The sequence below is a fragment of the Luteolibacter sp. Populi genome (assembly GCF_040801775.1).
In the GTDB taxonomy this organism is placed as follows: domain Bacteria; phylum Verrucomicrobiota; class Verrucomicrobiia; order Verrucomicrobiales; family Akkermansiaceae; genus Haloferula.
The window spans coordinates 505,309-517,447 of sequence record NZ_CP161812.1 but is presented as its reverse complement, the minus strand read 5'-3'; the positions used below and the strand labels follow the sequence as shown (position 1 = coordinate 517,447).

The following is a 12,139-nucleotide window of genomic DNA, read 5'->3' as shown; positions in this document are numbered from 1 at the left end:
ACGCGGCAGACTTCCCCACTTCAGGTATCCCCCGGCACCTCATCCCAGTCGGTCTCCACGCCGATCACCCAATCAAGAGCCTTGCGGCGTTCGCGGATCAGGCCCTCCCCAAGCGGAACCTCAGGACCGCCAAGCCTCGCGGCGCGAGTCGCCCAATGAAGCCGGTAGTGCAGATCGGCCTCACGATAGATTTCCTCAAAGGGCCGTAGCGCCGCAGACGCGATGAATGCAGCGGGGTCCGTGTAGGGGGCAGGAAACTTGGACGCCAAGTCCTCGTCTGCTTCACGAAGATGCGGCAACTCCGCCAATCCGAGGCACCATGCCAAGCTTTGTACACATTCGATCCACCAAGTGGCATCGATGAGCTCTTGCTGGGTGTGGGTAGCGCTTTCCAGCAGCTTACGCTCGTGCTCCGAAGCCGCGTCAAAGAGGTCGTATTGCTTCACCGCCGCACAGAGTTCGCCGGCGTCGCCTCCGAAGCCGATTCCGATTACATGATTCAGGATCACACACCGCCGGGCCACATCAACAGCAGATGGCGGTGAGAGGTCCTCCTCTTCCTCAAGGGTCGGCAGGAAATCATTCACGGGAAATCCCCAAGATCGGAGCAGCGCGGTATTATCCTCTTTAACTTGCTGGGGATCGATCATCGGCAGAATGGCAAGGAGACCGGAGTTTGAACCGAAGATTTCGGCGAGCAAATGGAATTCCCCGTCAGACTTTGCGTCGCGATGCCGTGGACAGCGGGAATTTTCCTCGATCCTTGCCCTCCCAGCAAAATCCCGCTGCGATGCGCGGCATTCCATTTCCACCTCCGCAAGAGACCGAGCCAATCCCATGAAATCCCTTCTCCTCACCTTCGCCGTCGCCGCCACGGCTGGAACCACCTTTGCCGCTGATCCCCCGACCCCACCGGTGTTGGCGATCGGGCAGCCGGTGCCGGACTTCTCGCTCAAGAGCATTGATGGCAAGACCCACAGCCTCAGCGAGTATGCCGATGCCAAGGTGCTGTGCCTGATCTTCACCTGCAACCATTGCCCGGACGCGATTGCCGCGGCACCGCGGATGGAGGAGATCCACCAGGCCTACAAGGACAAGGGCGTGGCGGTGGTCTGCATCAATAGCAGCAGCCCGATGGGCCTGACCCCGGACGAACTCGGCTACGGCGCCCATGGCGATACCTTCGAGGAGATGACCCCCTTCGCGAAGGATAGCGGCTTCACCATGCCCTACCTCTTCGATGGCGAGACCCAGACCCTGACCGCCGCCGTCGGCGCGCAGTCCACCCCGCACGTTTTCATCTTCGGCGCGGACCGCAAGCTGGCCTACACCGGCCGCATGGACGATGCCGCCCGCAAGAAGGGCCCGGTCGAGAAGAGCTACGTGAAGAACGCCCTCGACTCGATCCTGGCCGGCAAGCCGGTGGCGGAGCCGGTCACCCGTTCCTTCGGCTGCTCGACCAAGTGGAAGTGGAAACAGGCCTGGCGCGAGAAGGACCAGAAGAACTGGGAAGCCAAGACCGTGACCGTCGACAAGCTCGACGCCGAGGGTGCCAAGAAGCTCCGCGCCAATGCCGCCGGCAATGTCCGCGTGATCAATTTCTGGTCCACCACCTGCGGCCCCTGCGTCGCCGAATTCCCGGAACTGGTCGATACCTACCGCCGCTTCCAGAACCGCGACTTCGACTTCATCACCATCAGCATGGACCCCCCGGCGGACGAGGCGAAGGTCCAGAAGTTCCTGCAGAAGCAGACCTGCGCCCTCTCCGACAAGACCAAGCCCTCCGTCGACAAGGAAGGCCGCAAGTCCAACAACTACCTCTTCACCGGCGACAATGCCGACAAGCTGGCCGAGGCGATCGACAAGGAGTGGACCGGGGCGCAGCCGCACACCGTGGTGCTTTCGCCGAAAGGCGAGATCGTCTGGCGTCACGAAGGCCAGGTGGATGCGGTGGAACTGCGCAGGCAGATCGTGAAGGCGCTGGAAGCGGCGGGAGCGCCTTGAGGCTCGAATTACCAATTACTAAGCACTAATTTTTAAACGGAGAGGCGGCCTTGTGTGGGCCGCCTTTTCTTTTTGGGCGCAGCCTTGGAGTGCTGAGGCTTGCCACAGCCTTCGGCAGGCAGCTCGCTGCCGTGAGGGACCGGAGATGCGATATTCCAAGGGGCGTGGCCCGACGCATTGCCTTGTAGGGGGCGGTCACAGGTTCCGGCGCCGGCGCTTGCTACCGGGGTGTTCGCGTGGAGGGGTGATGCGGGAATTGCCCGTGCTTCCCCGTCGGCAAGCCTCCTGCCGAAGGCTGTGGCAAGCCTCAGCAGTCCAAGGCGGCTGCGCCGCTCCGGAGCAAGCCCGCGATTATCCATCTGAGCCCGCTACCCATTCATCGTTTCCCTCGATGTTGCTATCAGAGAAATCGATGCCGGAAACCACCCGGCACTCCCGGTAATGGCCCGTGATGAAAATCACGACCCTCTCACCTCTCAACCTCCGCCCATAACCTCACATGGACACACGCGCTTTCGAATGTTTCGGCGATTCGCACTGGTTCGCCATCATCTGCACCGTGCTGGCGGCGGCCGGCATGATCCGGCTGAACCGCTCGCCGCGGGTGACGCAGGCCCGCAAGCAGCAGGCGAATACCGCGCTTGCGGTGATCCTGGTGCTGGCCGTTTCCGCCGATCCTCTCCTCACCTGGCTGCGCTACCGCGGTGCGGAAGACGTGGCGCTCGCGGGCAGGCTCGTCCGGGAGACCGCCCTGCCGCTCTATTTGTGCGATGTCGTTTCGCTGGTGCTGGCCGTCGCCTTGATCACCCGGCGGCCCCGCTGGGTCGAAATCGGCTACCTGTGGGGCGTCGCCGGCACCGTCCAGGGCCTGATCACGCCGACCCTGTATTTCGATTGGAACACGCCGGAATACTACGCCTTCTTCCTCCAGCATGGCGGCGTGCCGGTCGCGGCGCTGACACTGGTCTTCGGCGCGCGCATCGTCCCGCAGCCCGGCACCTTCCGCCGGGCCATCATGTGGAGCTGGGTTTACATGGGCGGAGTGATGCTGATCAACGTCCTGCTGGGGGCCAACTACGGCTTCCTGAACGGCAAACCGGCGGTCGGCACGATGTTCGACTACATGGGACCTTATCCGTGGTATCTGCTGACGCTTCAGGCGGTGGCCTTCACCCTGTATGGCCTGCTGCTCCTGCCCTTCGCCCGCCCGACCGGGGGAATGCCGGTGGCAGACATTGATCCTGCGGTTTGAAGCGGATCGGTGATCTGCCCGCAGGGCCTCCGTCAAAAGTAGTAAAGCGTCACCCGCCCCCAAAACCCGCCAAGAAATTTTCACCTGTAAAACAAGACACGATTCGGCGTAAACCTGCCCCCTCAGGCGGGCGTATAGGCTCTGCCCAAGCAGCAACCCGATCCCGATTCCGGCAACCGATCATGAATTCCGCTCCGATGCGATCCATCCTGACCACCCTCGCCCTCTTCACCGCCGCACCCGCCTTCGGACAAGGCAAGTGGTTCGAGCAGATGCAAATCGGCCCGGCGTGGAGCAATACCTTCGCCGCCACCATCAATGGCAAGGAAGGCGCCGCCGCCGTCAAAGGCATCCTCGTCGACCTCGGCGATGGCAACCGCGCGCTCTTCGACACCGAGACCCTGCGCGTTGTCTCCGCCTACAAGGGCTTCGTCCAGTGGGGCGGCACGCCTTGGACCGGCGATCACGGCAAGCTCGTCCGAATCACCAATGAAGGTGACAAGGCACTCTTCACCACCCCCGCCGGTCCCGGCTGGGCCGATGCCTCCGGCAGCTTCGACGACAAGCGCGACAAGGAGCTCCACGGCTGGGGCAATCTCGAGCACGCCAAGTTTAAGGGCTACTTCCGCGATGGCACGAAGATCATCTTCTCCTACGAAGTCCTCGGCACCGTCGTCTATGAGTCGCTCGAATCGATCCCGAATGGCGTCGTCCGCCAATTCCAGATCGCCCCGCACAAGCAAGCGCTCAGCTTCATCGTCGCCGGCCCGGAAGACGAGCTGACCGTCAGCGGTGACAAGGCCGAGTTGAAAGGCGGCACCTCTCTCACCATCGGCGGCAAGGGCCCGAGCCTCGGCAAGAGCAAGGAAGGCCTGGTCGCCAAGCTTTCGCCCTCCGGTGCAGCCGTGACCTTCACCATCGCCTACACCAAAGGCGGCGGCGGCGCGGCCCCCGAGCCGGTCGATCTCGCCTCCCGCACCAAGGGCGGCGAAGGCATCTGGAAGGAGACCGTCACCACCTCCGGGAATGTCTCCACCGACACCAAGGCGGCCTGGGTCACCGATACCCTCACCGTGCCGGACCAGAATCCCTGGAAGTCGAACATCCGCTTCAGCGGCTTCGACTTCATCGATGAGGACACCGCCGCGATCTCCACCTGGAATGGCGACGTCTGGACCGTCTCCGGCCTGAAGGGCGATTGGTCGAAGTTGAATTGGAAGCGCTTCGCCTCCGGCCTCTTCGAGCCGCTTGGCCTGAAGGTCGTCAATGGCATCGTCCACGTCCACGGCCGCGACCAGATCACCAAGCTGACCGACCTCAATGGCGACGGCGAGGCCGACCGCTACGAGGCCTTCTTCCGCGAAGAGGCGGTCTCACCGAACTTCCACGAGTTCGCCTTCGAACTGCAGACCGACAAGGCCGGCAATTTCTACACCTGCAAGGCCTCACCGGTCAAAGGCGGCGGCCGCGGCTTCGATCAGATCTACCCGAGCCACGGCACCGTGCTGCAGATCTCGCCGGATGGCTCGAAGTCCAAGGTCATCGCCACCGGCCTGCGCGCCCCCGGCGGCCTCGGCGTCGGCCCGAACGGTGAAATCACCACCGGCGAGAACGAGGGCACCTGGCAGCCATGCTGCAAGCTGAACTACTTCACGCCGAAGGAATTTCCCGTCTTCCTCGGCACCGAGCCGAGCAAGCACGACGTGAAGAAGCCCTTCCACGAGCCGCTCTGCTACTTCCCGATGAGCGTGGACAATTCCGGCGGTTCCCAGGTCTGGGTCCCGGAGGGTGATGCCGCCTTCGGCCTCAAGCCCGGCGAGCTGATCCACTGCTCCTACGGCCAGTCCACGCTCTACCGCGTCCTGCCGAGCTTCGCCGATGGCACGATTCAGGGCGGCGTGGTGAAGCTGCCGATCCCGCTGCAATCCTCCGCCATGCGCGTGCGCTTCGCGAAGGACGGCTCGCTCTACACCTGCGGCTTCCGCGGCTGGCAGACGAATGCCTCCAGCGAGACCGCTTTCCAGCGGATCCGCTACAACAAGGGCGTGGCCATCCCGGTCCCGGACAAGGTCGAGTTCACCAAGACCGGCGTGCGCATCCACTTCGAGAAGTCGCTCGATCCCGAACTGGCTGCCGATCCGGAAAGCTACACCTCCGAGCGCTGGAACTACGTCCGCAGCAAGCAATACGGCAGCGGCGAATTCTCCGTCGACAAGCCGGACCGCGAAGCCGAGAAGAACGCGGAGGAGAAGGAATCGCAGGGCCACCGCAAGCACGACACGGTCAAGGTCAAGGCCGTGCGCGTGGCGAAGGACGGCCAGTCCGTCGAGCTGGACCTCGACGGTCACAAGCCTTCCGACACCCTCAAGGTGACTTGGGACCTCGAAGACGGCGACGGTCAGGTGATCAAGGGCGAATACTACGGCACCTACCGCAAGGCCGGGAAGTAAGCCGCTTCCGCAGCATCATTTCCAAAGAGGCCGGGCGAGTTGCCCGGCCTCTTTTTTTGCCTATGCGGGCGGGTAAGGAGTGCGGTTTTGCAAGCAGCAAGAGCGGTCCTTCAAAGCCCGCCCTCAAGGGTACGTAGTCCCGCCTTCAGGCGGACGAAGCACCGATGAGGGCCGCGGCCCCAAAGACCGCCGCTGGAGACAGACCTTCCCGCCAAAACGTCACGAAATCCCCCCCAAGATTCTCCGCCTCTGCGCGTTTCGACCGTCTCAATCGCAAATCCTTCCGCGACACCGCCGCTCTTTTTCCAGATGAAAACTCCCCACCTGCGCCACTCGCTCCTTCTAGCCGCCGTGGTCACCGGCAGCACCGCCGCCCAAGACGCCTTGAATCCGGTCCAAGCTCCCGCGGAGGAACTCAAGGACGTCGTCGTCGCGGCAGACCGTGAGACCAGGACCGAATACTCGATCAACGAAGCCCCTTCCCTCCTCAAGCTCGACGTCCCGCTCTCCGAGACCCCGCAATCGGTCGCGGTGGTCACCAAGGAAGTGCTCCAGGACCAAGCCGCGCAGAACCTGAAGGACACCTTCCGCAATGTCAGCGGCGTCTTCGAATCCGGAAACACCCTCAACGCCCAATCCGAAGTCCTTCCCGTGATCCGCGGTTTCGAGGCACCTTTCGTCTTCCGCAATGGCATGCGCGCCACCCAGGTCGGCTCGGTCGATCTGTTCAATATCGAGAGCGTGGAGGTGATCAAGGGCCCGGCATCGATCCTCTTCGGCGGCCTGGAGCCGGGCGGAGTGCTGAATTACAATACCAAGAGGCCCCTCGCCACGCCCTTTCATGAGATCGTGCAGTCCTTCGGTAGCTACGATTACTATCGTACCACGATCGACTCCACCGGCCCGCTCGATTCGCAGGGCCGCTTCCTCTACCGCTTGAATGCGGCCTACACGAATTCCGAGTCCTTCCGCGACTTCATGGACGTCGAACGGGTGGCCGTCGCGCCTTCGATCACCTGGCGCATTTCCGACGATACCGAGCTCGGCTTCGACTTCGCCTACACCAAGGAAAAGCAGCCCTACGATACCGGCGTTCCCGTCGCTCCGGACGGCACCCCGCTGGTGCCGATCGAGACCTTCTTCGGCGATCCGCACCTGGCCGGCCGCACGCTGGAAGACACCTTCGCGGGCATGGATTTCAAGCACCGCTTCAATGGTACCTTCACCCTCCGCAGCCGCGTGCAATTCCATCGCGCCGAGCCGGAGAACGAAGCGTTGCGCAATCGCGGCGTGGCCCCTGTTGCCGGCGGCGGATACGAAGTCCGCCAGCGCTACCAGAACGAGGCCCGCGTCGATGACGAATATCAATTCGTAACCGACCTCCTGATGAATTTCACCACCGGCCCGGTGAAGCACAACGCGCTGATCGGCCTCGACCTCATCCGTCAGGAGTCGCAGTTCGACCGCTTTCGCGTGAACACGCCGAACGTCCCGGTCACGCCCTTCCCGAATGTCAGCTTCATCCCGCCACCGGGCAGCAACCCGGTGCCGGACATCAAGGGTAACATGGAATGGGCCGCCCTCTACGCGCAGGACCAGATGTCCGCGCTCGATGACCGCCTGCACTTCCTCGTCGGCGGCCGCTTCGATTGGGTGGACCAGCAGCAGTCGCTGCCGGCTTCGTCCTCCAGCGAGGAGAGCGAACTCACCGGCCGCGCCGGCCTGCTCTACGAAGTCGCCGATTGGCTTTCCCCCTACGTCAGCATCAGTCAATCTTTCCGTCCGCAGACCCTCGAAACCGTGGATAAGAACGGCCAGGTCCTGGAGCCGCACACCGGCCACCAGATCGAGGGCGGCTTCAAGTTCGACTTCTGCGACGACCGCCTGATCGCGACCCTCTCCGCCTACCAGATCGAGAAGCAGAACGTCGCGGTCTTCGATAACACCTACTTCAACAACACCAACATCAGCTCCTACTACCCGGGCGTCGAGCAACAGAGCCGCGGCGTGGAATTGGACATCACCGGCAAGATCACCGAAACCCTCAGCATCGTCGCGAACTACGCCTACACGGATACCGAGACGCTTGAGAATCCGGAAGCGCCAACGATGGTCGGGCGGCGTTTGGGCGGTGTGCCCTTGAATGCCGCGCGCCTGTGGCTGGCCTACAATTTCGCGGAAGAAAGCACGCTGAAGGGTCTCGGCTTCGGTGCCGGGGTGCGCTTCGAGAGCGAGCGCTTGGCGAGCTTCGCCGATCAGGTCACGCTGGACAACTTCGTGCTCTTCGATGCCGGCATCTGGTACCGCCACGAGCTTGAGAATGGCCAAGCCTTCAAGACCCAGCTCAACTTCCAGAACATCACCGACGAGGAATACTACCCGCGCGCGAGCGACCAAAGCATCGTGCACCCGGGTGCGCCCTTCGGCGTGGTGGGTTCGATCGGCTATGAATTCTGATGAGAGATTTCCGCATTCCAATCGCTTCGCCGCTTAGGGTCGGGTCCTTGATCCTGCTTCTGGCGGCGCTCGGTTCATCGCTAACGGCAGCTGAGCTCAAGATCATCCGCAGCGCCCGCAGCGGAGCGTGGTCGGACAAGGCGACTTGGGATGGCGGAGCCGTGCCCTACGCGGGCGATCGCGTGCAGATCCGCGGCGGCCACCAGGTCATCTACGATACCGATTCGGACGCGGCGATCCACGTCATCCACATCGCTGGTGCGCTGCGCTTCGCTCCGGACCGCGATACCCGTCTCTGCGTCGGCCTGATCCGGATCGAGGCCGGGGAAGAGTGGAAGGAAGGAGCGATCCATTGCCACGATCTGCCGCCCATGCCGGACCCCGCGGTCCCCCGCCCCACGCTGGAAATCGGCAGCACGGAGCATCCGGTGGAAGCGGGCCACACCGCCATCGTCCGCCTCGTCCACTTCGAGGGCGATGACCCGGAATGCATGCCCGCCATCGTCTGTGTCGCCGGGCAGATGGACCTTCACGGCGCGCCGCTCACCCGCAGTTGGGTGAAGCTCTCGGACGCCGCGGCTCCCGGTGAAAACCAGCTCTACCTCGCCGATGCCGTCGATGGCTGGCGCGCCGGCGACCGCGTGGTCATCACCGCGACCAACCGCCAGCGGCCCTTCGCCGGGAACTCCACCGATCACGTCACCGAACGCCCGGCCAGCGAGGAGGCGCTCATCGCCGCCTTCGAGCCGGAGACCATGGCCCCGCGCGGGGAGAAGAAGCGCATCCTCCTTAATCTCGACCGCCGCCTCACCCTGCCGCATGCCGCGAACAATGGCTACGCTGCGGAGGTCGCCAACTTGAGCCGGAACGTGGTGATCGAATCCGCCACCCCGGATGGCGTGCGCGGTCACACCATGTACCACCGCTACTCCTCGGGCTCGATCAGCTACGCCGAGTTCCGCCACCTCGGGAAGAAGGGTCTGTTAGGCCGCTATCCGATCCACTACCACCTCACCGGAGATACCATGCGCGGCAGCTCGGTGATCGGTGCCTCGGTCTGGGACAGCGACAACCGCTGGATCACCCTGCACGGCACGCAGTTCATGATCATCCGCGATTGCGTCGGCTACCGCAGCACCGGCCACGGCTTCTTCCTCGAAAACGGCCTGGAGACCTACAACGTGCTCGACCGCAACCTCGCGATCCAGGCGATGGTCGGCGCGCCCCTGCCCGAGCAGGCCCTGCCCTACGACCGCAACGACGGCGCGGGCTTCTGGTGGGCGAACTCGATGAATTCCTTCACCCGCAATGTTGCGGTGGAATGCGACCAGCACGGCTTCCGCTTCGAGACCGAGAAGACGGCGACCTTCGATCCGGTCCTGCCGATTCCCCAGGCCGATGGCAGCACCCGGCAGCAGGACCTGCGCACCGTGCCCTTCATCCGCTTCGATGACAACGAAGCCCATGCCATGCGCCGCTTCGCCGTGAATATCGGCGGCATGCGCGGCATGACTTACAGCGGCTACGGCGACCAGCCGGAATCCGTGGAGGGCGATGTCGATGGCATCGGCCCGGATTCCAAGCACCCCTTCATCGTCCGCAATCTGAAAGTCTGGGACGCGCACTGGTCCTTCCACGGCGGCTCTCCCTCGATGCTGATCGACGGCATGGACCTGCAGGACGGCCAGTATGGAATCTGGCGCTCGATCATGTCGCGCCACGACTACCGCAATCTCAAGCTCGGCCGCTTCGCCTCCTCCGCGATCTTCTTCCCGATGGGTGAGCGCGATGACATGCAGATCGGCCTCAAGGACGGCAAGCCCGCCTTCCCGCAACTCACCCCGGTGGACGACCTGCCACCCATGAGCGTGATCACGCGGATCGGCCGCAACGGCGATTCGCTACACGTCCAGGGCAGCACCATCGACAACGGGGAGGTGAGCAAAGTCACCGTCAACGGTTTACCGGCAAAAGCGGAACGTCCCGGCTTCGCCGAGTGGTCGATCACACTGCCCGGTGCCAGCCCCGCCGAACTGCGCGCCACCGCCATCGACATGGCCGGGAATACCGAGCCGCGCCCGCACTTGGTAACCTTGAAGCAGGCGCCTGCAGGTGCAGCCGCCAGCGTGCCGCGATGATTCCCTGGCTGACGAAGAAGCGCCTCTTCGCGTTTCACGGCTGGCTGGGCCTCACGCTCGGCCTGCCGCTTTTCATCATCTGCCTCTCCGGCTCCTTCGCCGTGATGAGCCCGGAAATCGACCGCCTGATCGAACCGGCGATGACGGTGACTCCGCCCCCCGACCCGGCGGCGCGGCCCCTCTCCTGGACAAGGCTGGTCGATCTAACAGAGCAAGCCTGTCCCGGCGGTGAGGTCGCCTTCCTCGATGCCGCGGCGGAGCGTAATTCCGCGTGGCAAGCCACCATCGCTTACTCGCCCGCCGACCAGCGCTTGGTCTATCTCGATCCCTTCACGGGTCGCGTGCAGGGCCAGACCACCACCTTCAATGCGCGCGGCTTCTTCCGGATCTTCCACAAGCAGCTCTACATCCTGAGCGGCGACTTCTGGCCCCACGGACGGGTCATCGTCTGCGTTTTCTCGATCGTGCTGCTGCTCTCGGCGTTGACAGGCCTGATGTTCTTCAAGGGCTGGTGGAAGGCCCTGCTGCGGCTGCGGATCGGCAAGGGCAAGCGTGCCTTCTGGTCGGACCTGCACCGCTTCGCAGGCGTCTGGTCTTTCCTGCTGGCGATCCTCTTCGCCGTGACCGGCTTCTGGTATCTGCTGGTCCGCTTGATGGAGGACTTCGGGATCGCGGACCACGATCCCCTGCCCCGGATCCCGGCCGAGGTCAGCGCGGCGCGGCCACCGCTCCTTCAGCGCCTGAGCTTGGATGAACTCGCGAAGCGGGCGGAGCAGGCCTTCCCGGAATTCAAGATCCGCGCAGTCGCGACCGGCACTGCACCGGCAAGCGCGGTCGCCTTCTATGGCGAAGGTCCCGCCATCCTTGCCGGAGAGATGGCGAACCAAGTCCACCTCGATCCCTTCAGCGGCGAAATCCTGATGCTGGAGAAGGCCCATGAACTGCCGCCGACCGCACGCCTCGCCGAGATGTCCTACCCCCTGCACTTCGGACGCTTCGGCGGCTATGCCACCAAGATCATCTGGACCGTCGCCGGTCTCTCGATCTCGGCTGGCATCTTCGCCGGCACCGTCATCTGGTGGCTGCGGAGCAAGCGCGAGGACGCCGGCTTCTTCCGCCACAACCGGAAGTGGTCGATCACCGCGCTCGGTCCTGAATCTCGCCATCATCAGCCTCGCCGCGGTCTCCACCTTCGGCTTCATCCGCGCGCAGATCCAAGGTTCCGCCCATACCGGCCCGCGGCATTCGCTCGGCAGTTCCGCCGTCGGCCCCTGGCAGGTCGAGGCCTTCCAAAGCGAGCAGGCCTTCAGCTTCCGCTTCCAGGACGATTCCAACCATGGCCCTGCCTACGCTTGGACCGGCGATGCGCAGCGCCCCGCCAGCCTCCAACCGCTCAAAGGCTCGCGGCGCTGGCTGTTCACTTCTCCCCTCAACCGGGACGCCCCCCTGCATCTGGAGATCGCAGCCACGGACGGCAGCATTCACACCGCCACCTTTGCCCGGCCTTCCGGCTCCAGCACCCGCCTGAACCCGCCACCGCCACCGGTCGTTTCCACTGCCCTCCGGCTCGTGGTCGGAGGCTTCCTGGTGCTGCTGCTGGTCCCCGTCGGCATCTGGCTCGTCCGCATCCGGTGAGCGGTCCATAACGTTGACGAGAGCCCTCGTTTCTGCTAATCCTTGGAAGTCCCGACGGGCTTTCCCGCCCCTCCGGTCCGGCGGCCCTTTCTTGTGGCTCCCGGGTGGTTCCAAGCTCCGGCACCATTGCAACAGCACGGACGGATTACACTCCGCCTTTAAAAGATGGACCGGGCGGTCAATACGGTCCTGGGCGATGCCCC

At 63.9% G+C, this 12,139-nt stretch carries 7 protein-coding genes; 6 read left to right on the top strand and 1 reads right to left on the bottom strand.

Annotation, left to right across the window (positions count from 1 at the left end; genetic code table 11):
• Positions 1-20: 20 nt before the first annotated feature.
• Positions 21-701: a DUF4272 domain-containing protein gene (locus ABWK72_RS02015; protein WP_367873109.1), complete on the bottom strand. Its 681-nt coding sequence runs from the start codon at positions 699-701 to the stop codon at positions 21-23.
• A 136-nt stretch (positions 702-837) separates the two neighbouring features.
• On the opposite strand from ABWK72_RS02015, the gene ABWK72_RS02010 reads away from it, so the two are divergent.
• The 6 genes from ABWK72_RS02010 (at position 838) to ABWK72_RS01985 (ending at position 11,947) form a co-directional block, all read left to right on the top strand.
• Entirely contained in the window at positions 838-2,004 is a 1,167-nt protein-coding gene (locus ABWK72_RS02010) for a redoxin family protein (RefSeq protein ID WP_367873108.1), read from the top strand.
• Positions 2,005-2,503: 499 nt separating this feature from the next.
• Positions 2,504-3,256: a TIGR02206 family membrane protein gene (locus ABWK72_RS02005; RefSeq protein WP_367873107.1), complete on the top strand. Its 753-nt coding sequence runs from the start codon at positions 2,504-2,506 to the stop codon at positions 3,254-3,256.
• A 197-nt stretch (positions 3,257-3,453) separates the two neighbouring features.
• Positions 3,454-5,706 (top strand): DUF6797 domain-containing protein, encoded by a 2,253-nt coding sequence (locus ABWK72_RS02000; RefSeq protein ID WP_367873106.1) that lies wholly within the window; start codon positions 3,454-3,456, stop codon positions 5,704-5,706.
• 309 nt (positions 5,707-6,015) lie between these two features.
• Positions 6,016-8,163, top strand: coding sequence for a TonB-dependent siderophore receptor (locus ABWK72_RS01995; RefSeq protein ID WP_367873105.1), 2,148 nt, complete (start codon positions 6,016-6,018; stop codon positions 8,161-8,163).
• 47 nt (positions 8,164-8,210) lie between these two features.
• Positions 8,211-10,301, top strand: coding sequence for a G8 domain-containing protein (locus ABWK72_RS01990; protein ID WP_367873104.1), 2,091 nt, complete (start codon positions 8,211-8,213; stop codon positions 10,299-10,301).
• Complete coding sequence (locus ABWK72_RS01985; protein WP_367873103.1) at positions 10,298-11,947, top strand: PepSY domain-containing protein; 1,650 nt, start codon at positions 10,298-10,300, stop codon at positions 11,945-11,947. The genes ABWK72_RS01990 and ABWK72_RS01985 overlap by 4 nt, the downstream gene beginning before the upstream one ends.
• Positions 11,948-12,139: the final 192 nt, after the last annotated feature.